Origin of the sequence: Chryseobacterium aahli (assembly GCF_022699665.1) — a bacterium.
In the GTDB taxonomy this organism is placed as follows: Bacteria; Bacteroidota; Bacteroidia; order Flavobacteriales; family Weeksellaceae; genus Chryseobacterium; species Chryseobacterium aahli.
In genome coordinates, this window is the sequence record NZ_JALDNB010000014.1 from 32,585 (window position 1) to 59,538 (window position 26,954).

The following is a 26,954-nucleotide window of genomic DNA, read 5'->3' on the forward strand; positions in this document are numbered from 1 at the left end:
TAAATAATATATAAATTCACTTAAGTTTTAAATTTAAGTGAATTTTTTTGTTTTAAAGAATTATATTTTAATTTCAATGAAAACTGAATGTTCAAATCATAAACTCTAAAAAATTCTACTATTCATCACCTAACTTCCAGCCCAAAAAAAATTCTTACTTTTACCCAATAAATCAAGCCATGCCTCTTTATCGAGATTTTTCCGACGACGCTGCAACTATTCTTATCTGGAAATATGAGGACGGTGAAGAATTGAATATTGATGAACTTCTGGAGCCTGAAAATGCCGAAAAAGTAAAAGATTATCATCCGAAAAAGTTGTTGGAAGTTTTGATGGTGAGAAAACTTTTGAAAAGTTTAAAACCAAATTCGAAAATCCTATACAAAGAAAGAGAGCCTTTTCTTTCCCCAAAAGATGCTGAAATTTCAATTACCCATTCGTTTCCGTTTGCGGCGATCGCCATTTCAAAAAATAAAATAGGAATTGATATTGAAAAATTTAATCCTAAAATTTTAAGGGTTATCGATAAATTCACCTACGAAAATGAAAGAGGGTTTATTCCTTTCGATAATGAAGTGACTTTTTATACGATTATCTGGAGCGTGAAAGAAAGTATGTACAAAATTCACCATTCAAAACACTGGTCGCTGAAAAAACATTACGAGGTGAAACCTTTTGAGCTTAAATATCTTTTTGATATCAGCTGCAGAGTGCATGACGATAAGTTTTCTGATGAATTGAAAGCCCGCGTGAAATTCTTTGACGATTATTGCTTTACGATTGTGGAGGAGTAATTTCTTCTTTTCTGTATTTTTCAATTACTTTTCTCTGTTCTTTGGCGACGTCATAGATCAGTTCCAGCACATCATGAATGTTTTTCAACTCAGTTAAATGAGAAATTTTATTCGGATCTCTTGTATCGAAATGTTCGTTTTCCAAAAGTTCAGTTTTTCTCTGAAGAAGAAGATTTTCTATAGAAGAATCTTCAGGTTCGAGGCGGCTGTCCATTCTCAGAGTTTCTGTAATCTTATCGCCGTTTAGAATGGCCGACACCTGATTCATTTCGGATTCTATTTTTTTGCTCCAGCTTTCAGAATCAATTTCAGGATAATCCTGATTACCTTTTGCATATTGTGACAATGAAGCGGTGTAAGCCGTAATCAAATGTGAAGTTGCAACGAACTGATGTACGACTTCCAGTTTTTTCTGCTGATTTTTAGGATCAGAAATCATTCGCTGAAAATTATCAGACAAATTTGCGAGTGAGATAATTGCATTTTTTCTTTTCACTTTATAGTCTTCAATATCAAAATTTTCATTCAGAAATTTAGACATTACACTGTGGAAATAGGTAAGATTAGATTCCGCAGATTTCTTCATTAAATCTAAATTCTGGGTATGTTCCCAAACCGGAAGCACAATATAGGATACCAAAAAAGCGATAATTCCTGCGATAATGGTATCTACAATTCTATCTTTAAAAATAACATTGACGTTTCCTGGGTTTAAAAAATTAAAACTCATAAAAACATACATCGTCATGAAAAGAACTGCCCAAAAATATCGTCCTTTCAGAAAGCTGAAACATAAAATCATGCTCACTAAAAGAATCGCAAAAAGTATGGCATTAATGTGAACGTAGTATAAAATGACATAAGCTATTACTGCACCTGCGACTGTGCCGTAAAAACGTAGGAGGTTTCTTTGTTTGGTAATCGAGTAGGCGGGTTTTAAAATTGCCACAATCGTGATTAAAATCCAATACGTATGCCCGATTACTAAAAATGGAAGTTGAGAAACCAGATATCCCAGCAACAAGGCAATGGTAATTCTGATCGCATGACGAAAATGCGATGAGGTTAGAGAAATATTGCTTCTTAAAACTTTAAAATTAATCTTTTCTTCATTCGGCATAAACTTTTTCAAATCTAAACCTGTAGAAAGACTTTTTGCCAATTTTACGTTTTGAGCAAACACTTTATATATTTCGTTGATCTCTTTTGTGATTTCATTGATACGCATCATGATCTGTCTCAAAATCATAAAGTTTTCAAGCGTATCGGGATTCATTTCTTTATTTCTTAATTCAAAATAATGAACATTCAAATCTTGTGACCGAGCTTCCAAATTAAAAACAGGTTTTGCACGTGTGCTGCTTTGTAAAGAAATTCCGATGTTGGCTATTTCTTCAGAGAGTATATTTAGATAATCATGAATTTTAACCAAAATCGTAGAATCTTCGAAACTTTGCTGGAGCTTTTTGTAATCACTTTCCGAGGTCATTAATTTCTCGTGCAAGTCCATTGAATTCAAAAACGTCAGCATCAGTAATCTGCTGATGGTAGTAGATTCGTTGACGATAGTTCTTGTTTTGAAAACAGTTTCTCGTGTTTCTTCCTGTAGATTTTTAATCTCAATTTGTTTAGCAATGATCTGTAAACTTAACTTGTCGAAATCAGGATTTTTCTGATAATAATTTGCTTTTATTTTTAGGAATTCTGCGAGTTGAAGATAGTTTTCACCAATCATCTGACTAGCGAGTTTATAAGGCTGAATGGTTGTTACAATTAAGAAAATCAATAAAAACCAGATACATCCTGAGGCAAAAATTAAAAGACTTTTAAGAATATTGACACCCGTTAAATGCCCGTCAATAAAGATGGCGAGAACAACCAATGCTAATGATCCTACAGCGGCAAGTCTTTGTCCATACACACCAATTAACGAAAAGAACATTCCGAAAGCGACAATTTCTAAAATGACCAATGGAATAATGCCTTTCACCAAACTTGCAATCGCTGAAACAATCACGAAACAGAAAATGGCAAAGGTTAATGAATTTCTTCTTCTGATAAAGGGTCCGGGTTGATCAGTGAGTGCCACGAAGCTTGTACCTAAAGGAAAAAGAAAATATTCTTTAAGCAAACCAAAATAGGAGAGAATCAAACACGGAATAACCGTTGCCAATGTAATTCTTATGGAAGAATAGACATACTGGCTGGTGACGATTTTTTTTAGCTCCAAAGAATAGTTCATTGTGCAAAAATAAGAGTTAAATGTGAATTGATTGTTTTAGTTAGTCAGCGAATTTTGAATTTTATTTAAAATTAATCAAGTTCGTCAAGGAATATGGATTGATGATTAAATTTAAATTTTTTGCATAAAAAAAGTCTCATGAAGCATGAGACTTTTTAAGTTTTACCGATAGTGAATTCACTATTGATTATATGTTTCTTAATTATCTACATTAGAAGTTTCTTCACCGATGTTCCAGGTAAGACCGAAACGTAGAGTGTTATCTAAAGCAGTATTGATTTTAGACATATTGATCAGGTAAGAAATATCTAATCCGAAAGAACGATATTTTAAACCGATACCGGCAGTTGCAAACTGTCTTGCTCCCTGTACTTCACTTTCGTGGAAGTAACCACCTCTTACAGCAAATGCATTGTCATAAGAATATTCTAAAGCACCACTGTACATGATTGATTCAGGATTTTTGAAAGATTTTCCAATTCCTGCTATAGGACCTACATTTGGCACTGCATACTGAGGAATTCCTCTTGGGTCATTTCCAATAAATTCAGATCCAGGTACCAAGATTTTTGAACCTTCAACGCTCAATCCAACTCTGTTTACATCATCCAGATACATATCATAACCAATACCTAATCTTGCCATAGTCGGAAGATAAGATCTTGATTCCTCGTTTCCTGTATAATCCAATTTTGGACCCACATTGGTTATTGCAAAACCACCATTCAATTTACCATCGTAACCTCCAAAGCTTGAAAATTTAGGAGAAGTATAATATGCTGAAACGTCTACAGCAAAACTGTTTGCTGGCTTCAGTGTAGTATCTGTGTTGAATCCACCGGCCAAATCTGAACGAATAAATCTACCAGTAACAGCCGCAGAGAAAGAATCAGAAAGCTTCAGACCATAAGCAACATCAATTGAGAATTCGTTTGGCTTAGAAGTACCGTTAGAAGTTACGTCATTACCTACCAATGAAGTAAGGTCTACCTCACCCATATTGAAATAATAAATACTTGCTGATATCGTAGATCTTTCTTCCTGACCTAAGAATTTATGGAACGCTCCGTATAGTAAAAATACATCATTTGTAAGTTTCCCCATGTAAGGCGTATAGTTGATACCCACAGAAGAACTCGTTCTGCTAAAAGGATATTTTGCTGCATTCCAGAATTGAGAAAAAGCATCCGGGGAAGTAACGACCCCTTGGTCTCCCATACCTCCTGATCTTGCATCTGGCGCAATTCTCAAGAATGGAGCTCCGGTTAATACAGGTCTTACCTGATTCAAATCTTGCGCATAGCCTATAAACCCAGCACTCAAACCAATCCCCAAAAGCAATTTAGTAGTTAAATTCATATGTTGTCTTTTATATATTATCAGTTTTTTATTGATATTCTTAATTATTTATTATTTTACTTCAAAAGTACCATTTTTTCTACAGCTGTAGCACTTCCTTTGCATTTTTCTTGATTTTGACTTTTTGCAAATATCTTAAAAATATACGTACCTTTTGCTACGGTATCACCAAAATCATCTTTTCCGTCCCATTCTATTGCCTGACGAGGCGTTCTAAAGCCTTGTAGGAACGGTTCTGCAACTACCGGCTGACTCAAAGTTCTTACTAATTTTCCTGTAATCGTATAAATTTGAACGTTTACATCTAAAATATCATCACAGTTATGCTCAAAGTGAATGTATGTTTTGTTTGTAAAAGGGTTTGGCCAGTTTAATGGTCTGTTGATCACCAAATGCTGATCTGCCTCGTCTTTAACTTCAAAGTTTAACGTTTCAGTCGTCGAATTATTGTTTATGTCCCAAACTTTAAATGTAAGCTGATGCTGCCCTATCGGCAAATTTCTAAAAGGATAAGATACATTCCCTTTTTGATAATCTGCTAGGCCAGGATTAAGACATCCATTTCCTTCTCCAGAAGCAAAGAAATCATTTAAAACGATGGTGTTTATAATTTGACCGTCCAAATATACAGTAATATCGTGACCAATACCAGATCCTGTAGAATTTATTCCTGTATCGTCTGTTACACAAGCAAGAAGCATTGGGTTTTGGTCTGTAATTCCTCCGTTTGCAAAGTTTGTATTGTTCATATAAAGCTTTACTCTTGGCGGTTCGTTATCGTTGATTCCGTTAGGATTGATATCACCTACCTGAACAGGTTGATTGTTGAACACATCAATAGATTTATTATCAGCATAACCTAATAATCTTCCTTCACCTACTGCATAATTGATGTCTTTCGGAACATAGAATTCTACGGTGAATACTCCATTTACAGCAGTTCCGGAAGCTTTTACAATAGCACTTCCTTCTTCTGTATATTGTAAAATAGGAGTTAAACCGCTGTCATTATTTAATGTTGTTTTATTTAATCTTTTATCAAAAATATTAATAACCACTCTTCCGTTGAATGTCGTGTTTGTAGAACCATTTGAATTATTGATGTGACCTTTAATTTTCACGAAATCTAATCCTCTGATTAACCCTGGAACTGGCGTTTCAATATTATCAATCACCAATAATCTTTGAGGTCTGCTTAATTTCATTGCAGGATCTCCTAATAGATTTACTTTTAAGTGATTGGGATCAGAGCCTCTTAATTTTTTAGCATTTAAATGGGCATCACCCAGAGGTATGAAATCATCATTAACCAATTTGAAAATATCTTTTGTATAAAGATTGGTGAAATCAACACCATATCCTACACCTACTGCACGGCTAGAAGTAATCATTGCTGCAGCCCCACCTTGTTTTAATTTTAATAACTGTTCTCCTGCAGATGCTGTCGCCGGTTCATCCCAAAGGGTAAATTCACAAGTAATTGTAGAAACAAAGGGGAATCTGCTGTACACATTTGAGAAGTTATTGGCATTTTGAATTTCATCTAAAGTAAATACTCTCTCCTGAGCCCAACCATTGATACCACCATGTCCGAAATAGAAAAGGTATAAACTGTTCCCTAGGTCATTTGAAATCGCTTGGTTTACTTGTGGATATCTTTGTCCACCAGCAGAACTCTGTGCTTGGAATGCATCTAAATATAATTTTCTAACGTTATATTCTTTAAGCAAATTACTTAATGGTAACTCAAATGTACTTGCCAACGTATTATTCATTACAGTATGGAAGGGTGGACCACCGTCATTGTCATCATCTACTACGAAGTCTAATTTCATTCTCCATTCACCAAAAGGAGTTGACTGGCCAGATAAAGAATTGTAATACGCCAATGTTTTGTCCATCATGCTAGCTGCTTCCGAAGGATTAGCTGCTGGAATTCTCCCAACGGGAAGATCGGGTAAATTATTTGATAGAAATGACGAAGTTTGTGGCTTGGTCATTACAATATAATCGTCAGTAACAAAAGAGCTGATAAAATCTGCTGATTCTTCACTCTCATAACTGGACACTACATTAGAGTTATTTGCAACTCTGTTTTTGTAATCATAAGATCCATCACCTAAAATGAAAACATACTTTAAACTTCCGAGTGGCGTGTTTAGTTTTGTTACGAAATCTCTTATTGCTGTAAGATCTCTGCTTCCGCTTCCAAATTCATTATAAATTTTAGCAGGATCTATAATTTGTACAGAATAGTTGTTTTTTGTCTGATGGTAATTTGCAAGTCTCTGAGCCTGAGACATCATCTCAGGTGTTGTGATAATCAAATAGTCTACATTTTGTAAAGCAGAAAGATTCTGATTATTTATTCTTTCAACAAATTGTGGCGAAAAAGCAGCATCAGCTCGGAAAGCAACAAACTCATTATTGAAAGAAGTATTTGAACTATTGTATGCGAAATTAAAAGCTCCTGTTCCCGCAGCTTTGTTTACTCTTCTGTTTGCATTGGTGATATCTGTAACATCCCAAACTTGCTCCACATTAGTTGCTGTAGAGATGCTGAAACCATAGTTTGTATTAGAACCACTCAATAAAGAATAATCACGGAAGCTCATTTGAGTTCCGTTAAATTTTAAATCTTCTTTATATTGTACTTCTACATAGTCTAAATAAAAGGTTCCGTTAGGATTCGTGGCAATATTTGGGGTGTATTTAAAGCTGATTTGGTTTCCGCTTAAATTAGAAATTGTGCCGGTATATCTCAGAGGGAAAAAATCATAAACATAATTTGATCCATTGGGTGGCACACTTATCGTTGAAGAATTTTGATTATTGATAGTGAAACCCACATTGTTTTGCTGAGATTTGTAACCAATAACTTGCGTTCTGTAGCGAATAGCATCACCTCCCTGAATGGGTGAGTTTAAATTAAATGTAATTGTTTTTTCAGTAGAAAAAGGCTGGTCTTCTACCCAGATTCTTCCTACTTTTAATAAGTTTTTCTGATCTGTATTGATAACCTGATAATCATCATATCTGGTAATTAGCGGTGTCGGTGGTAAATTCAAATCAACATTCTGAACTCTTTTTCCTGCGCCTTTATCATAGTTAATATAATAATAAGAAAAATCTTCATAAATATTTTTTACATTTTCGCTCCGGTCATTTCTTGTGTCATTTCTTTTAATACCATTACCATTTGCGGTATTATATAAATTATAACCGTTTGGCCCTTGTGCATAAAATAAAGCATAGTCACCATCATTCCAAACACTATCATCTTCACCTACAACCTGAATTGAGTTTTCCTGAAGAGCGCTGTATTTTACATCCTGATTATATTCAGGAAGCATAATACCGCCGTTACCATAAATTCTGAAATTCTTAGGATTTACGTTTGCGGGATTGATTCCTATGTCTCTTAGAAACTGTGCGGTAATTTTAAAAATTCCTGATTTATCGACTTTGATTTTATAAAAACCGCCTGATGATAAAGGATTTACAGTGGTTCCTACTTTCAAAGCACTAAAGTTGACCGGTGTTGCAGAAGGCAAGAGTTCAAAAGATGAAAGTCTTTGTACTCTTCCTTTTACATTTTTAAATAATCCGACGTTGATATTAGCATATCTTTCCCCTTCGATATACGTGTAATTGATATCAGCAATGTCGTAATCGGGTAGAAGATCTTTGTTGATATCGAATAAATCTCTATTTGAAACTGCTTCCCAAACGAGATTAGAAACTTTCAGTTGATTTTCACCAATTTTTTGCTTGTTTTGGATAAAAATATTATTTTGGCTGAAAGAAAAACCTTCATTTTTAAAATTTGGAAGATTCTTTTTTGCATCGCCAAAATCTTCGATTTTTGCTCCATCCCATTCTATGGAGATTCTTTGAGCCCAAGTCGTTGATATAAAAGCGAATAGAAAGAATAGAGTCGTTTTTAGTCTCATGTTAGTTTTTGAAATTTCTAAATTACAAAATAAATGAAAATTTTAGAATTAAACAGTGATACAATAAAATTAATTTGTTAACGTTTTCAAAAAAAATCAAATCTTTACTTGATTTATTGAATAATTTATTTTTTCTTTGTACTTTGAATAATATTTATATCGACTATGAAAAAACTAAAGTTGTTTTCATTAATAGCATTAAGTTCTACACTTGCATTAACCAGCTGTGGAGGGTCCGGTACTAGCAAAGGAGGCGGTACTAAAAAATTTGTCAGCAAGACAGGTTGGAAACCAAACGAAAAACAAGGTTGGTTTTTTGCAGGAAAGCAACAAAAGCAGAAGGGTTGGCCAGGAATGGTATATGTTGAAGGTGGAACTTTTACCATGGGATTAGTGAAAGATGATGTAATGCACGATTGGAATAACTCACCTCGCAGAATGCAGGTAAGCTCTTTCTTCATCGGTGAAACAGAAATTACTAACTACGAATACCGCGAATACCTTACATGGTTGAAGTATGTATTCCCACCTAGTGATCCAAGTTTTAAGGAAATCTACAACGGTGCGTTGCCTGATACTTTATTATGGGATAACAAATTATCTAGAAATGATCTTAATGAAACTTATTTCAGAGATCAGAACTATGATTACTATCCGGTAGTAGGTGTTTCTTGGACACAAGCAAACAGATACTGTGAATGGTTGACAGATAGAGCAAATGAGAAAGCTCTAATGCAAGCAGGTATTATTGCAAAAGATTTGTACATCAACGAATCTAATAACCAAGGTGGAACTGCATTCAATATGGATAAATTCAAATCGAATGATCCTGAAATGCAAGGGTACATCAACGAGCAGAGATTGGCACAAAAATCTGGTATGAAAACTACAAACCAAAGATTATTGGCTGCTAACAGATCTCCTAGTTCAGCAATGGTTACCAAGTTCAGACTTCCTACAGAAGTAGAATGGGAGTACGCTGCTCTTGGAATGGAGAAAAATAGAGAATACAACAGCTATACAGAAAAGAAACCAGAAATCGATATGCTTAGAGGTACTAAGGGTAAAGATAGAGGGATGATTTTGGCTAACTTCAAGCAAGGTAGAGGAGATTATTCTGGACCTGCAGGTTGGAAAAATGATGGTGCTGCTCAAACTTCTGATGTAAGACAATTCCCTTCAAATAATATCGGTATCTACGGTATGGTTGGAAACGTGTCTGAATGGACAGCTGATGTTTACAGACCAATCATTGATGAAGATGCAAACGACTTCAATTATTATAGAGGAAACGTGCCTCAGGCTATCGTAAGAAACGGAGACGGAACTTACAAAATGGTAGATGAAGGTACAATTAAATATGATACTTTAGCTGACGGTAGATTGGTTTACAAAAACCTTCCGGGTCAGTTTGAAAGAGAAACAATCGCTGATTACAGAAACTATAGAGATGGTGACAGAATGTCTTCATTAGAATATAGAAATGCTAGTGATTCTGCTTCTTCTTTCAACATGTACAACGCTCCTACATCAAGATTTGTAGTTGATGGAAACGGTAAAGTAATATTACAAAAAGATACTAAAGAGAGAACATCTGCTATGACTAATGATATTAGAGTAGTAAAAGGTGGTTCTTGGCAAGATTCAGCATATTGGTTGGATCCGGGACAAAGAAGATACAAAACCCAGAATTCTGGTTATGGTTGGATCGGTTTCCGTGTAGCTCAAGATGCTAGAGTTAGCGATAAAGCTAGAACAAGAAGATAATATTTCAAAATACTTATAAAAAACCTCTCGAATTTTCGGGAGGTTTTTTTATTTTTGAAGAATCGAATTTCAAATAATTTCATATTAAAAAATTAATTAAAATTCCAAACGACTTTTATTGAAAAGATACATTTTAAAATGAATATAGAACAGTTTTATCCATTATACTTAAAAGCTGAAAAAGTAACGATTGACAGCCGAAAAATCAGTATCAATGATATTTTCTTCGCTTTTTCCGGAGATAATTTCAATGCTGCAAGTTTAGCTGAAAAAGCAATCAATGATGGAGCTTTAGCAGCAATTGTTGAAGATGAAAGTTTTGAAAATACAGAAAAGAATATATTCTTTGTACCATCAACTTTGGAATTTCTTCAGAACTTGGCTGTACATCACAGAAATCAATTACAAATTCCTATTATTGGGCTTACGGGAAGTAATGGTAAAACGACAACGAAAGAGCTGATTCATGCCGTGCTTTCTCAAAAATATAATGTTCAATATACTTTCGGAAATTTAAACAATCACATTGGTGTTCCACTTACCATTTTATCGATAAAGCCAGAGCATGAAATGGCTGTTATAGAAATGGGAGCCAATCATCAGAAAGAGATTGAATTGTTATGTGCCTTAGCTCAACCAAATTTCGGATATATTACCAATTTTGGGAAAGCTCATTTAGAAGGTTTTGGAGGTTTTGAAGGAGTCATTAAAGGGAAATCAGAACTCTATGAATACCTTAAAAATAATCAACAGACTATTTTAATTAATGAAAATGATCAGATTCAGGTTGAAAAAACTTCAGATTATCAAGCTAAAATAACTTTTGGAAAACGAACTTCAGATTATTTTTTCGAAATATTTTCAAATGATCACTTCGTTGGGTTAAATTATCAGGATACGAAAGCTTTGTCGCAACTTACCGGAGATTACAATTTTACTAATCTTTGTGCTGCAGCGAGTTTCGGACTTCATTTCGGACTAGAAATCAATCAGATAAAAGAAGCGATAGAAGCTTATACGCCAACCAATATGCGTTCTCAGGTGGTGAAAAAGAATGATAAAACTTTAGTTTTAGATACTTATAATGCCAACCCGAGTTCGATGACGGCTTCCCTTTATAATTTTATCACTTTTGAAGGGACGAAAACGATTGTTATTGGTGATATGCTTGAGTTGGGTGAAGAAAGTGTTGTAGAGCATATCAACATTCTGAAAACGGCTCACGATTTAGGTTTTAACGAAATTATTACCGTGGGGAAACATTTTAAAGCAGTAAATGATTCATCAAAATCTTTTGAAAATATTGCTGAGTTGATAGAATACCTTAGTTCAAACAAAATTCAGTCAGAAAATGTTTTATTAAAGGCTTCACGAGGAATTTCTTTAGAAAAAGCGATTGACTTTATTTAGTTTTCGTTTCCCAGAATTCTTTAATAATCAATTTGATATTTTTAAATGTGCTTGGAAAGACTTCCGCTTCAATCTGTGAAGTGTTTTTCCAGGCAACTTCTGTGATACCTTCTTCCAATTGTGGTTTTGAGGTATCTTCACCATCGAAGTTCATTTCGAACCAATGCGTGTACTTTAGAACTCTGTCACCATTTCTTTCGATATAAATATGGTAAGTGGTATTGATGAAATCCAGAAGTTCAACATTTTGTAAATTGGTTTCTTCTTCAATTTCACGCACGGCAGATTCTTCACGAGATTCACCTTTTTCCATTTTACCTTTTGGCAGATCCCATTTTCCTAATCTTTTGATGAAAAGGATATCTCCATTCGGTCTGTTGACAATGCCACCAGCAGCTTCAATAATTCTGAAAAGTTTTTTAAATTCTTTCCAAATTTCGTCAATCTGTTCTCCGTAAACATTCAGTTCTTTCACCGAAGTATTTTGAAGAAGGTCAAGCGCTATCTCTAAAGTTGTGAAACTTTCATATTTCAGAGTTTTTTCTAAGGCTTCAGACTGCTTAGAGAGTAATAATTTTTTTTCGTTCACAAAAACTTTATACATTTGTAGGAATTTAAATACAAAAATAAAAAAAATGAATTTAGAAGGACGAAAAATTGTTGTCAATAAATCATCTAAAGAGTTATCTGAGTTGCTAAAAACACCAGAAAATTACAAAGATTTTATGCCAGACGGTCTTCAGAAGTTTGAAAGCAGAGAAGATGGGTTCAAATTCGGACTTCAGGGCATGCCCGAAATCGCTTTAAAGATTGACGAAGTGACCGAAGAAAAGGCAGTTTTAAAATCTGCAAGTTCAAGTTTAGATTTTACATTGCTGGCAACTTTAAAAGCGCTGAATGAAAATCAGACGGAAGTTCAGATGCTTTTTGAAGGAAAATTCAATCCTTTCATCAAAATGATGGTTGAGAAACCGCTTCAGAATTTCATCAATACCTTAACGGATAAGATTGAGGCTTATAAATAAGATTAAAACCTTCAGAAATGAAGGTTTTTTTATGCAATCATTCCAGAGCTATGATCAGAATTGCTCCCAGTTGCAGAAGAGAGAACATTAATCTCCCCACTCATTCTTAAAACTCCCATAAAAGCAAAAATTAAAGCTTCTTTAAAATCGATAATCTCCTTTTCGGGGATAATGATTTCTGAATTGGTTTTTTCTTTAATTTTTTCAATTAAATAAGAATTGTACGTTCCGCCGCCAGTAAATAGAACTTTCTTTAATTGATACTGATTGAGAACTATTGAGATTTGTTCTGCCGCATGTCCTGTAAATGTTGCTAAAATATCTTTTGAATCTAAACCTTCAAATAATGGAAATATATTTTCGTTACACCATTCAATTCCCAATGATTTTGGGTGAGATTGGCTGTAGAAATCTAATGAATTAAGTTTGTTCAGTAATTCCGTATCTATTTTTCCTTGCTTCGCTAAATCTCCGTTTATATCGAAATTCTGATTGAAGTTTTGAGCTAATTTATTTAAAACAATATTAACGGGAGCGATATCAAAAGCGATTCTTTTGTCGTTTAATTTTAATGAAATATTAGAGAAGCCTCCAAGGTTAAGACACGCATTGTATTCTGAAAATAGGAATTCATCACCAATCGGAACTAATGGAGCTCCATTTCCACCCATTAAAACATCCTGAGAGCGAAAATCGTAAACTACGGGTAAACCTGTCTCAATTTTAATTGCCCGTCCGTCACCAATCTGTAAAGTGAATTTCTTCTGAGGCTGATGAAATACGGTATGGCCATGTGATGCGATGAAATCAATGTTTTCAAGATTATATTTTTCGATAAAACTTTTTACAGATTTTCCTAAGTAAAATCCGTATTCAGAATGAAGTTCGAGAAGCTCTTCTGCGGATAAATGGATTGAGTTTCTAAGCTTATTTTCCCATTTTTCAGAGTAGAGAAGGGTTTCGGCTTGTAAGATTTCAAATTCCCAAACAGAATTTTGTTTTTCAAACTTTGCCAGGCAGATATCCAAACCGTCTAAGCTTGTTCCGGACATCAATCCTATTGCTTGAAAAATCATGATTATAGAAATTTATTTTTTAGACTCGGCGATTTTACTCTTGCTGATATCAAGATCACCGGAATTGTTGTAGAATGTGTATTCTGAGAAATCATCTTTTGCGGTCATCCCATTGGCACCTACCAAAACAGAACCGTCTGCAGTGGTTGTGTAAACAGTGTCTTTTGTGTAGATTCTATTCTTTTTTTTGTTCCAAAAAACACTTTGTGTGGCAAATCTCTGTCCGTCACTCGTTAAGATTTTCACATCACCTCTTGCTTCATAAAACTGCTTGTATTCGTAGATTTTGGCATACTTTGCAGTGATATTTCCTGGTTTTTTAGGGTTTTTCTTATCAAAGAACTCTATTTTCATTCCTCGTCTTGCTATGGTATAAGGACTGTCAATTAATTGATATTGCTCGATGATAGGAGCTGTTGCTTTCAATGTCACAAACCCTGAATCTCTCTGAACGATTTTGGCATTATTAATAATCTGAGAAGGGAAATTCTTGCTCAGATTTTCGTTTTGCTTTGTCATGTCCTCTTCGCAAGATGTGAATACAAAAAATATAGCACAACTAAAAAGGTATGCTATATTTTTATATTTATTGAAATTCAATTTCATTTTAGTTATAAAGATTTTTTCTAAACCATCTATCAGCAAAATTGAATCCTACTCTTAGGTTAATAAAATTCTGATTAATCAGATTGTCTTTTACAGTTCCTCTTTTTCCAAGTTCAACCCCAATTTCAAGACCACTCATTCTGGTGATGCTGCTGGTTTTGAATGGAAGCATTACTCCGGCAGAAACCCCAAATTTATTGATGTTGTTTCCGGCAATTTCCAGATTTCCTTTTTCATAGAAAGCACCGTAACGGTAAACTATTCTTGAGAAATAACTTCTGAAGTTATTGTAGTTTGGAAGATACCAACCACCCGCAGAAACTCTGTAAGAATCATTAAAATCAAAAGTATTTCCGAAGTAACTAACTGTTTCTCCTTTTTTATAATCTAACTGCGCAGAAACAAACCATTGATTCTCGCTTCCGTAACCTGCACCCAAAGATGCTTGTAAAGGTAAAAGGTTTTTAGAACTTGTACTTTTAGATTCGATTGTAGTTTGCCCTGCTTTTACATTTCCGTCAGTATAGTAATATGTGCTGTTCAGATATTCTGAAGACATATCGCTAGTATTACCAAAAGTAGCTGTAGCACCTAAAGTCAACTTACGGTCTGTACTTGTATTTAGCTTTTGATAGCTTGTTCCTAAAGTGAAATTTAGGTTTTTGATTTTGTTTTTAGTTTCGTAGCCGTTGATTAGCTCAGCGGTAGAAGTTGTGAATTCATTGGTGTCATATAAACTTCCAAAATACAAGTTGGCACGGGCACCCACTGCAAATTCTGAATTTATTTTATATGAAAGAGCCAGCTGCGCAGTGTTCAAAGTTCCGCTACCTGTGAAACGATTTCCGTAAACCGTTCCGTCTGCCATTGTTTCTGTATGAACGATGTCATAACTTTTTGAACTGTATGGCTGATACAAAAGTCCCATTTTTACTTTCGAAGAAATAGGAAAAGCCAATGAGATATTAGATAAATACGTAGAATGTTTTGTAGACTTTGTATTATTATAATCAGTTTTGAAGTAATTGTTTTCGTTGGTAGCTTCAAGCTTAATGCTTGTTAAATCGAAATTACTGTTATTAGCAGGGTTTCCGAAGTTGAAGTTACTGCTGAAGTCACTTATAAAAGCAGTCGAAATACCTCCCATTGAGGTAGTTTCAATCGTATTATCATATTTTACATCACCAATTCCATAAGTTGCATAAGGTGAATTGCTCAAACTCTGCGCGTTAAGGAAATACCCAACCGAAATGAATGATAGTACAAAAATTTTTTTCATTCTAGATTTTTAAAATAATGCGCAAATATCTTAAATATTAATGAATTGTAAAAATTTACTGAGGTTAAAGTTTGTTAAGGGGTTTTTATGATGAATTGTCAATCGTGAATTGGCTTTGTCATTAATTTTTTATCATTAGTAATAAATTCACAATTCATTTGTGCAGCAAAATTCACATTTCACCAATTTCCTTTTCCATAAAAATCTTTTATCTTTGAAACATGAATTGGGAAAACATCGCCGGACAGGAAAATCTTAAAAAACTTCTTCAGGACAGCATCACCGAAAACAGAGTGAGCCACGCCCAGCTTTTCATCGGGAAAGAAGGTTATGGCACGATGCCGCTGGTTTTGGCGTATGCAAGAGAAATCCTGAAAGGTGAAAATGAACATGCTGCTTCAAAAGTGGAACATCTAAATCACTTAGATCTTCATTTCTGTTTTCCTGTATTTACCGACAACAAAAATTCTTTAAGTAAAAATAAATTTGATCAGTTCAGAGAGATGATTCTTGAGTCGCCTTACGCAAGTTATGATGATTGGACGGCTTTTTTAGATTCTGAAAACAAACAACTTTTTATTTCTGCAGACGAAATTGATGACCAAAACCAGAAGTTTGCTTTAAAAAGTTTCGAAGGCGGAACTAAAATCCTCATCGTTTGGCGTGCTGATAAAATGAATATTGCAGCTTCCAACAAATTTCTTAAATTTCTGGAAGAACCACCTGCAAAAACCATTATTCTATTGACAGCTGAAAATGCCGATGATATTTTGCCAACAATACTTTCCCGTACACAGATTGTCGAAGTTCCCAGAATTGCAGATGAAGATTTAAAAAGTTATCTAAAAAATAAACTGAACTCTTCAGAAGATCAGGCTAAAGCTATTACTCACGAAGCACAAGGGAATTTAAATGAAGCCATAAAGCTTTTAAATTCAGAAATTAAAAATCCTGAGTTCGAAAAACTTTTCGTGCAATGGGTTCGTGATGCATTTATGGTTAAAAAGAAACCGGAATTTCTAAAAAATATAATCATTTGGGCAAGAGAAATTGCCGGATGGAATAGGGAAAAGCAGAAAAACTTTCTCAATTATGCTTCCGAAATTTTCAGATTGGCTCTATTACAAAATTATCAGTCTGAAGAATTAGTTTACAAAAAAATAGATGCCAACGGATTTAATTGGGCAGGTTTTTCTAAATTTATCAGTGGTGCGAATATCATCAGTATTTTAGATGAAATCAACACTGCAGATTTACATTTAACCCGAAACGGAAATCCTAAAATCGTCTGGACAGATTTAGGAATAAAACTCTCAAGATACATTCATAAAAACTCATAGAAATTCAGACTTCGGTCTGAATTTTTTCTTTTAATCTCGCAGATTTTAGATAATTTAATAACTCTGCTCAATCTGCTAGAGCCTATTGTACTATTCTGCAAATTCACAAATTATTTGTTTGATAATCAGAATCTATTTAACTGATATTTAAAATCTAAATTAAAATTCAATCAAACGTTTGATTTTTGTTGAAATTCGATGTACATTTGCACCCGAAAAACATCACATTATGATTTCAAAAGAAGAAAATATATTGTTTGCTGCTGAGAAGCTTTTTGCTGAGCATGGTTTTCAGGGAACTTCTACAAGAGAAATCTCGAAAGCGGCAAATGTAAATATTTCTATGATTTCTTACTATTTCGGCTCAAAAGAAAAGTTGTATGAGAAATTAGTTGAGTATAGAATGAACGAAAGTCAGTTCTTCTCAAAAGATATTTTAGAAAGAACAGACATCAACGAATGGGAAAAAATAGAGAAGATTATAGATCAGTTTTCAGGTAGAATAAGGCATCATAAATGTTTCTACAGGATCATGCAAAGAGAGCAGCTTCACACAGAAAATCCACAGATTGTAGAATTTCTGAAGCAGACAAAACTTAGTTTTATCTCCATGTATTCAAAAATTCTGGAAAGTGGTCTTCAGAAAGGAATTTTTACTAAAAATCCACCGATTTATCTTTTGCATTCTACCGTGAGCGGTACCTTATTTTATGCGTCTAATGGAAAAGAGATGTATAAAGAATTTTTGAATAATACAGAAGATGAAGAGATTTTTGAGGAAAAATATTACACGGAACTTAATAAACATATAAAATACATTTTAAAAGACCTTTTAGGTTATGAAGAGAATAAATAACTCAGTTCTTGTACTGTCCCTTTTCGCAGGAATGATGTACACACACGCTCAGGAGAAAAAACAGCTCAGCCTCGATGAAGCCGTACAGCTGGGAATCCAGAACAGTAAAAGTTTAAAAATAGATGCCGCCAAAATAGAAGAAGCAACTGCCGACCTTTTGGCTGCAAAGAACAGACAGCTTCCGGAACTGAGTGTTTCGGCAAGTTATCTTTACCTTCCGATCAAACCTACTATTGACTTAAAAATTCCTGGAGTTTCATCTGCAGGAGGTCCGGAAGTTCATCAGGTCGCATACGGTTCAGCAAATTTAAGTGTGCCGATTTACAGTGGTGGAAGAATTAAATACGGAATTCAGTCTGCAAAATATCTGGTAGAAGCATCAAAATTGAGCACTGAAAATGATAAAGTTGCCATTGCTTATAATGTTGCACAGGCTTATAATAATTTATTTAAAGCCAATCAGTCAATCAAAGTTTTAGAAGAAAACCTTTCTGCTTCTCAAAAAAGAGATGAAACTTTTCTCAAGCTTGAAAATAATGGAGTCATTGCAAGAAACGACCGTTTAAAGGCAAACCTTCAGACTTCAAACCTTGAATTACAATTATTAGAAGCAAAAAACAATTATAACATCGCCAATATCAATATGGATTTGTTACTTGGGCTTCCTGATAATACGGAAATTGAAGTAGACCAAAATTATATTGATGAATCTGATGATGTGAAACCTGTTGATTTTTATTTAAATGAAGCAAGAGAAAACCGTAAGGATTTGCAAGCTTTAGATCAACAAAGAAAAGCGGCAGCACTGGGAACTAAATCTGCAAAGGCAGAAAATCTACCTTCTATTGCTTTCACCAGCGGTTATGTAGCAGCAGATATTCCTAAATTTTTAACGATTTATAATGCGGTTAACGTTGGAGTAGGAGTTTCTTACAATTTATCTAATCTTTGGAAAGAAAATTCAGCTTTAAAGCAATCAAAAGCGAGAGAAATGCAGTTGTCTGCAACGAATGAATTGATGAGTGACAATATTAAATTGGAAGTCAACCGAGAATATCAGAATTCAGATTATTCTAAAAAGAGAATCGCTGTTTTCGAAAAAGCAGCTGTTCAGGCCAATGAAAACTACAGAATCACGAAAAATAAATACGACAACGGTTTGGCAACGATGACCGAACTTTTAGATGCTGATGCAGCACAAATTGCAGCCAACGTTGGAGTAATCAATGCAAAAGCGGATGCAGCCTTAGCTTACAGAAAACTATTACAGACTACAGGAACTTTAACAATCAAATAAAAACAGAACGATATCCAAAATGGAAAATAACAATACTCAAGCAACTGAACCTAAAAAGAAAAAAAGTTTAGTTTTCCCCATTATTTTAGCGGTCATCATCGTCGTAGGCGGAATCTACGGATACAGAACGTATTCTTACGGACAGATCCACGAAGAGACCGATGACGCTCAAATTGCTTCTAATATGAATCCTGTAATTTCTAAAATTTCAGGGTATGTGGCAGAAGTGAAAGTAAAAGACAACCAGTTTGTGAAAAAAGGTGATACTTTGGTGATTTTAGATAATAAAGATCAGAAAATGGCTTTGGAACAAGCTCAGGCAGCTTTATCAACAGCTAAAAGCAATATTTCATCTGCTCAGTCTTCTACCAACGCTACTTCAAAAAACATCAGCAGTTCGCAAGCTGCAGTAGCAACGGCAAATGCACAAATTGAAGCAGCAAAAGTGAACGTTTGGAAAACTTCTCAGGATTTAAAAAGATATTCAGTTTTAGTAAAAGATCACTCGATTACAGAACAGCAATATGAGCAAGCTTTGGCTGCGAAACAGTCTGCAGATAAGCAATTACAAGTTTTAGTAGATACAAGAAATCAGATTGCACAACAAACAGGAATTGCATCTTCACAAACTGAAGCAAGTTCGCAGCAGATTTCAGTTGCCGGTTCGGTAGCGAAACAGAGAGAAGTGGATGTAGAAAGTGCAAGATTAAATCTTTCTTACACCATAATCACAGCACCGGAAGATGGTTTTGTAGGAAAAATTCCTATTCAGGCAGGACAGTTTTTGCAGGCAGGTTCTCAGTTATTCAGTTTAGTTAAAAACGATCAGAAATGGGTAATTGCCAACTTCAAAGAAACTCAGGTCGCTAAAATGGTGGAAGGACAGAAAGTGAAAATCGAGATCGATGCTTTTCCAGATACAGATTTTGAAGGTGTTGTAAGTTCATTCTCTCCTGCGACAGGATCTACATTCTCAATTTTGCCTCCAGATAACGCAAGTGGAAACTTTGTGAAAGTTGTGCAGAGACTTCCAATAAAAATCGATTTCGTAAAATTGGATCCAAATATTGCCAAAAGATTGAGAACAGGAATGAATGTGAAAGCAGAAGTTTCTTTGAAATAATATTGAAATAAGTGGATTGTCAATTTTGCTGAAGAAGTCAATTATGAATGCTGAAGAATTAAATGCAGGAGTTTTGATGAGGATTTTTTGGAAAAGATTGATGACAGATTGGAAATGATGGAGTACAGATTGATAACGATGTTGATTGATGATTGGCGATTCACTTTTTATAATTCTTAAAGATGAGGAACAATGATGTTGGGTTTCAGAGGAATTTTTTCTTACCCTAAATCTCAACCTCAACCTTCTTTAAATACACAAATAAATTAATGCAAGATTCATTAGTAGAATATGGAGCCCGAAGAGTGATCATCACGATCACAGCGATTCTTTGTGCTTTGCTTGAAATTGTGGATTCCACGATTGTGAACGTTGCCCTCAACGAAATGAAGGGGAACATGGGAGCCACGCTTTCTGAAGTGGGCTGGGTGATTACAGCATATGCAATCGGTAACGTAATTGTAGTGCCAATGACGAGTTGGCTTTCTCAGCAGTTCGGGAGAAGAAACTACTTTGCAGCCTCTATTATCATCTTTACCGTTTTCTCATTTTTATGTGGAAATGCCGATAATATCTGGGAACTTGTGTTTTTCAGACTCTGTCAGGGAATTGGAGGTGGAGCATTGCTGGTAACCTCACAAACCATTATCACGGAATCTTATCCGGCCGAAAAGAGAAGTATGGCTCAGGCTATTTATGGTTTGGGAGTCATTATTGGGCCAACATTAGGCCCGCCATTGGGAGGTTATATAGTGGATAATTACAGTTGGCCATATATTTTTTATATCAATATTCCGATTGGGATTGCTGCAACGATGATGACTTTACAGTTTGTAAAAAGTCCGAAATTCTCTGAAAAACGTAAAGCTTCAGACGTTGACTGGCTGGGAATTATGTTGTTGGCACTAACAGTAGGTTCTTTACAGTTTATCTTGGAAAGAGGTCACGAAGAAGACTGGTTTGAAAGTGGAATGATTGTTACCTTTACTACAACTGCTGTTTTAGGTTTTATCTGTTTCCTTTGGCGTGAACTGACATTTAAATATCCAATCGTAGAACTTCGGGTTTTAAAAAATGGAAATTTAAGAATCGGAACGGTGATGTCTTTCGTATTAGGATTTGGTTTATATGGATCGACGTTTATTGTTCCATTGTATACTCAGAGTATTTTAGGTTGGACGGCACTTCAGTCAGGAGCATTAATGATTCCGGCAGCTTTAACGACTGCTTTTATGATGCCGATTATCGGAAGATTGCTTTCTAAAGGAGCAAAACAGCAGATTTTGGTTTCATTAGGATTATTCATTTTCTTCGTTTACAGTTTCTGGGGTTACAAAATATTAACGCCTGACACGAGCAAAGAAGCCTTTTTCTGGATGCTGATTGTAAGAGGAATGGGATTAGGTTTATTGTTTATTCCAATTACTTCACTTTCATTGAGTACATTGAAAGGACAGGAGATTGGTCAGGGAGCTGCCTTTACAGGAATGATGAGACAGTTGGGTGGTTCTTTCGGGATTGCTGCCATTACCACATTTATTGCCAACGCAAGTCAGAAATACAGGGTGAATTTAATTTCCCATCTGGATGGTGATAGTTTAGATGTTCAGCAAAGATTAGCAGGTTTAAAAGCCAACTTCATTGCGAAAGGAATGACGCCTGATAATGCAATGAACGCTGCTTATAAAGTTTTAGATATGACCGTTACCAAACAGGCAACCGTGCTTTCTTATATGGATGTGTTTCTATATTTGGGAATAGCCTTCTTGGTTTGTATTCCGTTTATCTTGTTTATCAGGGAGCGGAAAAGCAAAGAAAAGATTGATTTAAGTGAAGCAATGCACTAAAATATAAACCTCTGAAAATTTCAGAGGTTTTTTGTTTTCTCTACATCTCCCAGACTTGCTTTATGCATCGTTCCCCATTTATCCAATTCTTGAATCACTGGTTTTAGTTGATACCCAATTTCAGTCAGCTCATATTCCACTCTTGGCGGAACTTCAGCAAAGACGGTTCTTGTGATAATTTTGTCTTCTTCCAGTCTTCGAAGTTGAAGGGTGAGCATTCTTTCTGTAATATTTCCCAAACTTTTTCTTAATTCTCCGAATCTCAGTTTTCCGTTAATTAAATAACTACAGATTGCGAGAGACCATTGTCCGCCAATTAATTTGGACGCATACAATTCCGGACAGTCGTCTATGAGTGCTTTTTTATTAGCAAAGTTGGTTGAGGTTTCTTTTATTTTAGTCATTACTTACATTTTTTATAGTACCATACAATTGGTGGCTAATATCGGAAATGTAAGTTACACCTATTATTTTTGTAAAAGAAATTTTAAAATATGAAAACATTAGTAATAGTTACACATCCTAAAATGGAAGAATCTTTAATTAACAAAAGATGGGTGGAAGAATTGAATAAATTTCCCGAAAAGTATGTTGTTCATGATCTGTACAAAACTTATCCGGATGAAATATTAGATATAAAAAAAGAACAGGAATTAATAGAAGCTTACGATAAAATTGTTTTTCAGTTTCCTTTTTATTGGTTTAGCAGTCCGTCTTTGTTAAAAAAATGGTTTGATGAAGTTCTTTTGCACGGTTGGGCTTATGGAAGCAAAAGCGGATATAAAGTTGGGGGGAAAAAGATCGCTCTGGCAATATCGGCAGGGGTAGATGATGAAGACTTTAGTGCTTATGGAAGATATAGACACACCATCATTGAATTTACAAGACCTTTTGAGCTCAGTTTTGAATATGTAAAAGCAGATTATCAAAAACCATTTGTTTATTACGGAATGGAGCATAATACCTCTCCAGAATGGATTGAAAGAAGTGTTCCTCTGTACTTGGATTTTCTTGAAAAACTGTAAATTATTAACCTCTGAAAATTTTCAGAGGTTTTTTGTTGGATTAAAGAAATTATAAATAGTGTTTTAGGTAATTATAATTCGTTAAAAAATTAATTATAATTTTCAAACAATTCTCTGTAAAATTCAATCTCATTCTTATAATAATCCGCAGTCATTTGCTCCAAAGCAGGGAATTCTTTCATTGCAACAAACTCATTTTTCGTTTTTGTAATCAAACAAAATGAATTTTGGGATTTCCTTTGAAAAACCACACTATTGTTTGTTTTTAAAGTTTGTTGATACTCTGCATTATAGAAGAATCTGAAATTTTCATCCCTTAAGTAGTTGAATATTTTATCTGCTTCTATGATAGCAATCGTACCGTTGTTTTTTACTGAAGATAACTTTTTCCAGATTGCATCGACATCCAGATTCATACTAAATACAGTGTAATACCGAATATTGCCTTGGTCAGCGGGCGAAAATGATTTTAAATTTTGCTCAGAAGTAAATGCTTTTTTCACCTCAGAATTTAGTTTGTTGAAAAAGTCTCTTTCTAAAATTGAAAGCTGTTTCTCGTAGGAATTCCAGCCTTTATCTTGATTTGTAATAGGTTTAAAAATGTTTTTTGCCATTCGAATCTGATGAAGCAACTGATTCGTTATTTCATCAGGTTTTGCTTCCGGACGTTTATTTTGAAAAGGTGTGTCGCTTAAATAAACCAAATACTCAGATGTTTTGGGAAGATATTCAAAATAGAACGCTTTCAATTTACCATAATCACTGAAAATGGCACTGTTTTCATCCTGATAGAAAACTTCGTCTACAGACTTTAGAAAATCTGCAGTAGTTAGTTTAATTTTATTGTTACTTTTTACGATTAAAAAATCGCCTTCCTCAGACGAAGAAGATGAAAGATAAGGAATGAAATTGGAAACAGAAAAACGTTTAAAACCTTCATCATTGCTGTCAATTGCAAAATCGTCGGTCACTTTCCATTGAAATTTGTAATAGCTATTTTGGGTGTTTTGAGATGGAATATATGTAATTCTGTTATTAAAAGGTAGATTAAATGTGTAGCCATTCTCCACATTAGAATATCGAATAGTGGGGATTTGAAAAATCTCTTTTGCTTTTATAGAATCGGTCTTCGTTACTTCCAATGATGTTTTTTCGATTTCAGCCGAAGAATTTTGGATGGATTCGTTGGTCTGTTTTTTTCCTTCACAGCTTGTGCATAATGTGAGGAAGGCAATTATTATGATGTTTTTCATTGATATTTTTTCAAAATTTATATAGGTTCTTTAGTCTCTTTAACAAGGAAACCACCAATGCATAAAATATAATTTTCCGTTTTTGAGAAATATATTGAGGTGACCATCAGAAACATTGTTTTCATCTTCTCTCAACTGAATGACCTGTAAATTACCTTCACCGTAAACATCCATTGTTCCAATATTTTTGACTGCGTTTGGAAATATTTTCTGAAGCTCACTAACGGTAGTTAAAGCACTTAATTTTTTTCCTTTGAACAGGATAAAATTGTTTTTAACAAATCGAAATTCATCCACGGCTACTTTTTCTTTAAAATTTTCAAATCGCGAACCGTCTTTGTAAAAATATTTATTGTCATTCATACTGCCGGTTTGCGTTTCTGTATCAAAGATAAACGTGCAAGGTTCTTCTTCAGCCAATAACTTAGTGCTGTCGACCTTTCCGAAAGTCTTTTCAAATTCTTTAACCGTAAAATACCTCGGGAGTTTCCCATTGAACAATATATCTTTTTCCGACATCACTTCATTTAAAGAGTCTTTTGATCCTATTTTCCTTTTCAGAATTGCCTTTGTTTTCATTCTGAATTTCCTGAGCTATTTTAACTTCCTGAAGATTTGGCCGCCTTCCACTTTCAAAACCTGTTACACCACCTATAAAAAGCAACAGAACAGCAAGTACAATAAGCACTCTCTTGAAAAGGGTAAGTTTTGGAATCTTAGATACAAGAAATATCGTAATAATCAATAGAACTATAAGTATAGCGGTAATCCCCATATTATGATTTAAATAAATTGTTTAAGATATTATAATTAATTAAACAAATGAAAAAGTACAAATTATTATTCATAGAAGTTAGAAAAACTAATACAGATGTCTAAATTGTAATTAATAAGATATAAAATCAAGTTTTTATTAAATATTGATGATTTCGTCGAATCTTGAAAAGTTCAGAAATCTTTTTGTATAATTAAGCTACAAAAAATGTTGAATATTTTTACTGAAACCAACGTTTTAATAACCCACTGAAGTTTAGCCCTGATGGAAGCGGCATCCTTTTTTGTCATTGCGACTGACTAAAAGTTCAACAGATTGCTTCACTTTGCCCGCAATGACAAAAAAGATATAGCGGACAGCAGGTTCCCGGCTCTTAAAAAAGCAAAATAGTGTTTTGGTTGTTGAAATTTTGACTTTTTCAATATTGAATTCGAGACTTTGAACTTTGAATATTTTGCATTTTTTAGCCTGCTAAATTTCCGTAATTTTGCAAAATGAATCATGACACTATCTGCGCACTTGCCACTGCCAACGGAATCGGAGCTATCGGAATTATCAGAATTTCCGGGGATGATGCTATTTCGGTTTCAGCAAAAATTTTTGAAGGTAAAAATCTTGAACAAGCTCAGTCGCACACTGTTCATTACGGTTTTATCAAAGATGGTGATGAGGTAATAGATGAGGTAATGGTTTCTGTTTTTAAAGCTCCGAAAACATTTACAGCAGAAGATTCTGTGGAAATTTCCTTTCACGGATCAACCCATATTGCTAAGAAAATTCTTGAAGTTTTGATTAAAAACGGAGCAAGAATGGCAAAAGCTGGTGAATTTACGATGCGTGCCTTCATGAATGGCAGAATTGACCTAAGTCAGGCAGAATCTATTGCTGATTTGATTGCTTCTGAAAATGAAGCTTCGAGAAAAGTAGCTTTGAATCAACTGAAAGGGGGAATTACCAATGAAATTTCATTCTTAAGAACAGACTTACTAAATTTTGTTTCATTAATTGAGTTGGAATTAGATTTTGCAGAGGAGGACGTTGAATTTGCAGACAGAACTGCTCTGAATCAATTACTCGATAAAATTGAAGCTAAACTAAGCTCTCTAATTGAAAGTTTCCAATACGGGAACGCCATCAAAAACGGAACTGCGGTTGCCATTATCGGTAAGCCAAATGCCGGAAAATCTACTTTACTAAATGCTTTACTGAAAGAGGAAAGGGCGATTGTAAGCAATATTGCGGGTACAACGCGAGATACAATTGAAGAAATTCTTCATATTAAAGGTCATGCGTTCCGTTTGATTGATACTGCCGGTTTACGTGAAACAGTTGATGAAATTGAAGCGATTGGTGTGAAAAAAGCGAAAGAAAAGGTGCAGAATGCCAATATTCTGATATACCTCGCAGATGCTGCCACAGAAAATTTTTCTGAAGATATTGAGATGATTAAATCTTTGCAAAGAGATGATTTGAAATTGATTATCTGCGCCACAAAAATTGATGAAGTTTTACCTAATCAATATGAATTGGTTGAAAGTATTTTCAGAGCTGAAATTTCACAAGATTTTGATTTTATTACGATCTCAGCAGTAGAAAATCAAAATATCCAAGATTTGAAAGACGAATTATCTTCCTACGTTGAACAATTACAATCTGAAGAAGGTAATGTTGTGATTACCAATCAGCGTCACTATGAGGCTTTAGGAAAATCATTGGAAGCAGTTGATAAAGTAAAGGATGCAATTACAACTCAAATTTCTACTGAGCTTTTGGCTTATGAACTGAGAAACGCTTTAGAACATCTTGGCGAAATTTCAGGTGAAGTAACTAATGATGAGGTGTTGGGGAATATTTTTTCTAAGTTTTGTATAGGGAAGTAGTCTATCTATTTAAACTATAATAAATACACTTTTATATTACCTTCATT

General features: G+C 34.4%; 22 protein-coding genes. 11 read left to right on the forward strand and 11 right to left on the reverse strand.

What is annotated here, in order from left to right; genetic code table 11:
- The first annotated feature begins 179 nt into the window (after positions 1-179).
- The gene (locus MQX03_RS18040) at positions 180-794 is read left to right on the forward strand and encodes a 4'-phosphopantetheinyl transferase family protein (RefSeq protein WP_242804688.1); all 615 of its coding nucleotides are present in this window, start codon (positions 180-182) and stop codon (positions 792-794) included.
- Here the strand turns inward: MQX03_RS18040 and MQX03_RS18045 are convergent.
- The 3 genes from MQX03_RS18045 to porU all read right to left on the reverse strand — a co-directional run bounded on the left by MQX03_RS18045 (position 775) and on the right by porU (position 8,348).
- On the reverse strand, positions 775-3,036 hold the full coding sequence (locus tag MQX03_RS18045; protein ID WP_242804690.1) for an FUSC family protein: 2,262 nt from the start codon (positions 3,034-3,036) through the stop codon (positions 775-777). The two genes, MQX03_RS18040 and MQX03_RS18045, sit on opposite strands and share 20 nt — an antisense overlap.
- A gap of 198 nt (positions 3,037-3,234) precedes the next feature.
- Positions 3,235-4,395, reverse strand: a complete 1,161-nt coding sequence (gene porV, locus MQX03_RS18050; protein ID WP_129536382.1) for a type IX secretion system outer membrane channel protein PorV — start codon at positions 4,393-4,395, stop codon at positions 3,235-3,237.
- Between the two features lie 56 nt (positions 4,396-4,451).
- Positions 4,452-8,348 carry a type IX secretion system sortase PorU gene (porU, locus tag MQX03_RS18055; RefSeq protein WP_242804692.1) on the reverse strand — a complete coding sequence of 1,299 codons (3,897 nt, stop codon included), beginning with the start codon at positions 8,346-8,348 and terminating at the stop codon, positions 4,452-4,454.
- 165 nt (positions 8,349-8,513) lie between these two features.
- Between porU and gldJ the strand changes: the two genes are divergently transcribed.
- Positions 8,514-10,115 carry a gliding motility lipoprotein GldJ gene (gene gldJ / locus MQX03_RS18060; RefSeq protein WP_129536384.1) on the forward strand — a complete coding sequence of 534 codons (1,602 nt, stop codon included), beginning with the start codon at positions 8,514-8,516 and terminating at the stop codon, positions 10,113-10,115.
- A 138-nt stretch (positions 10,116-10,253) separates the two neighbouring features.
- Complete coding sequence (locus MQX03_RS18065; RefSeq protein ID WP_242804694.1) at positions 10,254-11,525, forward strand: UDP-N-acetylmuramoyl-tripeptide--D-alanyl-D-alanine ligase; 1,272 nt, start codon at positions 10,254-10,256, stop codon at positions 11,523-11,525.
- Here MQX03_RS18065 and MQX03_RS18070 read toward each other — a convergent pair.
- Entirely contained in the window at positions 11,518-12,129 is a 612-nt protein-coding gene (locus MQX03_RS18070; protein ID WP_129536386.1) for an NUDIX hydrolase, read from the reverse strand. The two genes, MQX03_RS18065 and MQX03_RS18070, sit on opposite strands and share 8 nt — an antisense overlap.
- Positions 12,130-12,160: 31 nt before the next feature.
- Here MQX03_RS18070 and MQX03_RS18075 point away from each other — a divergent pair, with 31 nt between their 5' ends.
- Entirely contained in the window at positions 12,161-12,550 is a 390-nt protein-coding gene (locus tag MQX03_RS18075) for an SRPBCC family protein (protein ID WP_129536387.1), read from the forward strand.
- Between the two features lie 29 nt (positions 12,551-12,579).
- Here MQX03_RS18075 and MQX03_RS18080 read toward each other — a convergent pair whose 3' ends face one another.
- Genes MQX03_RS18080 through MQX03_RS18090 form a run of 3 tightly spaced genes read right to left on the reverse strand, consistent with a single transcriptional unit; the run spans position 12,580 to position 15,511 of the window.
- On the reverse strand, positions 12,580-13,626 hold the full coding sequence (locus tag MQX03_RS18080) for an anhydro-N-acetylmuramic acid kinase (RefSeq protein ID WP_242804696.1): 1,047 nt from the start codon (positions 13,624-13,626) through the stop codon (positions 12,580-12,582).
- A 12-nt stretch (positions 13,627-13,638) separates the two neighbouring features.
- Complete coding sequence (lptC, locus tag MQX03_RS18085) at positions 13,639-14,232, reverse strand: LPS export ABC transporter periplasmic protein LptC (protein ID WP_242804698.1); 594 nt, start codon at positions 14,230-14,232, stop codon at positions 13,639-13,641.
- 1 nt (position 14,233) lies between these two features.
- Positions 14,234-15,511, reverse strand: a complete 1,278-nt coding sequence (locus tag MQX03_RS18090) for a hypothetical protein (protein ID WP_129536390.1) — start codon at positions 15,509-15,511, stop codon at positions 14,234-14,236.
- A gap of 221 nt (positions 15,512-15,732) precedes the next feature.
- Here MQX03_RS18090 and MQX03_RS18095 point away from each other — a divergent pair, with 221 nt between their 5' ends.
- The 5 genes from MQX03_RS18095 (at position 15,733) to MQX03_RS18115 (ending at position 21,974) form a co-directional block, all read left to right on the forward strand.
- A complete protein-coding gene (locus MQX03_RS18095; RefSeq protein ID WP_242804700.1) occupies positions 15,733-16,851 on the forward strand; it encodes a DNA polymerase III subunit in 1,119 nt (372 codons plus the stop codon).
- 229 nt (positions 16,852-17,080) lie between these two features.
- Positions 17,081-17,707: a TetR/AcrR family transcriptional regulator gene (locus MQX03_RS18100; RefSeq protein ID WP_242804702.1), complete on the forward strand. Its 627-nt coding sequence runs from the start codon at positions 17,081-17,083 to the stop codon at positions 17,705-17,707.
- Entirely contained in the window at positions 17,691-19,004 is a 1,314-nt protein-coding gene (locus MQX03_RS18105; protein WP_242804704.1) for a TolC family protein, read from the forward strand. The genes MQX03_RS18100 and MQX03_RS18105 overlap by 17 nt, the downstream gene beginning before the upstream one ends.
- A 19-nt stretch (positions 19,005-19,023) precedes the next feature.
- On the forward strand, positions 19,024-20,127 hold the full coding sequence (locus MQX03_RS18110; protein ID WP_242804706.1) for an HlyD family secretion protein: 1,104 nt from the start codon (positions 19,024-19,026) through the stop codon (positions 20,125-20,127).
- 269 nt (positions 20,128-20,396) lie between these two features.
- The gene (locus MQX03_RS18115; protein ID WP_242804708.1) at positions 20,397-21,974 is read left to right on the forward strand and encodes a DHA2 family efflux MFS transporter permease subunit; all 1,578 of its coding nucleotides are present in this window, start codon (positions 20,397-20,399) and stop codon (positions 21,972-21,974) included.
- 20 nt (positions 21,975-21,994) lie between these two features.
- On the opposite strand, the gene MQX03_RS18120 is transcribed toward MQX03_RS18115, so the two are convergent.
- On the reverse strand, positions 21,995-22,378 hold the full coding sequence (locus tag MQX03_RS18120; protein WP_242804710.1) for a winged helix-turn-helix transcriptional regulator: 384 nt from the start codon (positions 22,376-22,378) through the stop codon (positions 21,995-21,997).
- A 90-nt stretch (positions 22,379-22,468) separates the two neighbouring features.
- Here MQX03_RS18120 and MQX03_RS18125 point away from each other — a divergent pair, with 90 nt between their 5' ends.
- Positions 22,469-22,999 carry an NAD(P)H-dependent oxidoreductase gene (locus MQX03_RS18125; protein ID WP_242804712.1) on the forward strand — a complete coding sequence of 177 codons (531 nt, stop codon included), beginning with the start codon at positions 22,469-22,471 and terminating at the stop codon, positions 22,997-22,999.
- An 89-nt stretch (positions 23,000-23,088) separates the two neighbouring features.
- On the opposite strand, the gene MQX03_RS18130 is transcribed toward MQX03_RS18125, so the two are convergent.
- Genes MQX03_RS18130 through MQX03_RS18140 form a run of 3 tightly spaced genes read right to left on the reverse strand, consistent with a single transcriptional unit; the run spans position 23,089 to position 25,027 of the window.
- Positions 23,089-24,252 (reverse strand): hypothetical protein, encoded by a 1,164-nt coding sequence (locus MQX03_RS18130; RefSeq protein ID WP_242804714.1) that lies wholly within the window; start codon positions 24,250-24,252, stop codon positions 23,089-23,091.
- A 39-nt stretch (positions 24,253-24,291) separates the two neighbouring features.
- Positions 24,292-24,831, reverse strand: coding sequence for a hypothetical protein (locus MQX03_RS18135; RefSeq protein ID WP_242804715.1), 540 nt, complete (start codon positions 24,829-24,831; stop codon positions 24,292-24,294).
- Positions 24,776-25,027, reverse strand: coding sequence for a hypothetical protein (locus MQX03_RS18140; protein WP_242804717.1), 252 nt, complete (start codon positions 25,025-25,027; stop codon positions 24,776-24,778). The genes MQX03_RS18135 and MQX03_RS18140 overlap by 56 nt, the downstream gene beginning before the upstream one ends.
- Positions 25,028-25,521: 494 nt before the next feature.
- Between MQX03_RS18140 and mnmE the strand changes: the two genes are divergently transcribed.
- Positions 25,522-26,907, forward strand: a complete 1,386-nt coding sequence (gene mnmE, locus MQX03_RS18145; RefSeq protein ID WP_242804719.1) for a tRNA uridine-5-carboxymethylaminomethyl(34) synthesis GTPase MnmE — start codon at positions 25,522-25,524, stop codon at positions 26,905-26,907.
- Positions 26,908-26,954 lie beyond the last annotated feature (47 nt).

Bases quoted from the DNA above. Each gene is read 5' to 3' on its own strand.
- gldJ (WP_129536384.1), top strand. From the start codon at position 8,514: ATGAAAAAACTAAAGTTGTTTTCATTAATAGCATTAAGTTCTACACTT.
- MQX03_RS18040 (WP_242804688.1), top strand. From the start codon at position 180: ATGCCTCTTTATCGAGATTTTTCCGACGACGCTGCAACTATTCTTATC.
- MQX03_RS18135 (WP_242804715.1), bottom strand. From the start codon at position 24,831: ATGAAAACAAAGGCAATTCTGAAAAGGAAAATAGGATCAAAAGACTCT.
- mnmE (WP_242804719.1), top strand. From the start codon at position 25,522: ATGAATCATGACACTATCTGCGCACTTGCCACTGCCAACGGAATCGGA.
- porV (WP_129536382.1), bottom strand. From the start codon at position 4,395: ATGAATTTAACTACTAAATTGCTTTTGGGGATTGGTTTGAGTGCTGGG.
- MQX03_RS18100 (WP_242804702.1), top strand. From the start codon at position 17,081: ATGATTTCAAAAGAAGAAAATATATTGTTTGCTGCTGAGAAGCTTTTT.
- MQX03_RS18125 (WP_242804712.1), top strand. From the start codon at position 22,469: ATGAAAACATTAGTAATAGTTACACATCCTAAAATGGAAGAATCTTTA.
- lptC (WP_242804698.1), bottom strand. From the start codon at position 14,232: ATGAAATTGAATTTCAATAAATATAAAAATATAGCATACCTTTTTAGT.
- MQX03_RS18095 (WP_242804700.1), top strand. From the start codon at position 15,733: ATGAATTGGGAAAACATCGCCGGACAGGAAAATCTTAAAAAACTTCTT.
- MQX03_RS18080 (WP_242804696.1), bottom strand. From the start codon at position 13,626: ATGATTTTTCAAGCAATAGGATTGATGTCCGGAACAAGCTTAGACGGT.
- MQX03_RS18065 (WP_242804694.1), top strand. From the start codon at position 10,254: ATGAATATAGAACAGTTTTATCCATTATACTTAAAAGCTGAAAAAGTA.
- MQX03_RS18115 (WP_242804708.1), top strand. From the start codon at position 20,397: ATGCAAGATTCATTAGTAGAATATGGAGCCCGAAGAGTGATCATCACG.
- MQX03_RS18105 (WP_242804704.1), top strand. From the start codon at position 17,691: ATGAAGAGAATAAATAACTCAGTTCTTGTACTGTCCCTTTTCGCAGGA.
- MQX03_RS18130 (WP_242804714.1), bottom strand. From the start codon at position 24,252: ATGAAAAACATCATAATAATTGCCTTCCTCACATTATGCACAAGCTGT.
- MQX03_RS18090 (WP_129536390.1), bottom strand. From the start codon at position 15,511: ATGAAAAAAATTTTTGTACTATCATTCATTTCGGTTGGGTATTTCCTT.
- MQX03_RS18045 (WP_242804690.1), bottom strand. From the start codon at position 3,036: ATGAACTATTCTTTGGAGCTAAAAAAAATCGTCACCAGCCAGTATGTC.
- MQX03_RS18075 (WP_129536387.1), top strand. From the start codon at position 12,161: ATGAATTTAGAAGGACGAAAAATTGTTGTCAATAAATCATCTAAAGAG.
- MQX03_RS18110 (WP_242804706.1), top strand. From the start codon at position 19,024: ATGGAAAATAACAATACTCAAGCAACTGAACCTAAAAAGAAAAAAAGT.
- MQX03_RS18070 (WP_129536386.1), bottom strand. From the start codon at position 12,129: ATGTATAAAGTTTTTGTGAACGAAAAAAAATTATTACTCTCTAAGCAG.
- MQX03_RS18120 (WP_242804710.1), bottom strand. From the start codon at position 22,378: ATGACTAAAATAAAAGAAACCTCAACCAACTTTGCTAATAAAAAAGCA.
- porU (WP_242804692.1), bottom strand. From the start codon at position 8,348: ATGAGACTAAAAACGACTCTATTCTTTCTATTCGCTTTTATATCAACG.
- MQX03_RS18140 (WP_242804717.1), bottom strand. From the start codon at position 25,027: ATGGGGATTACCGCTATACTTATAGTTCTATTGATTATTACGATATTT.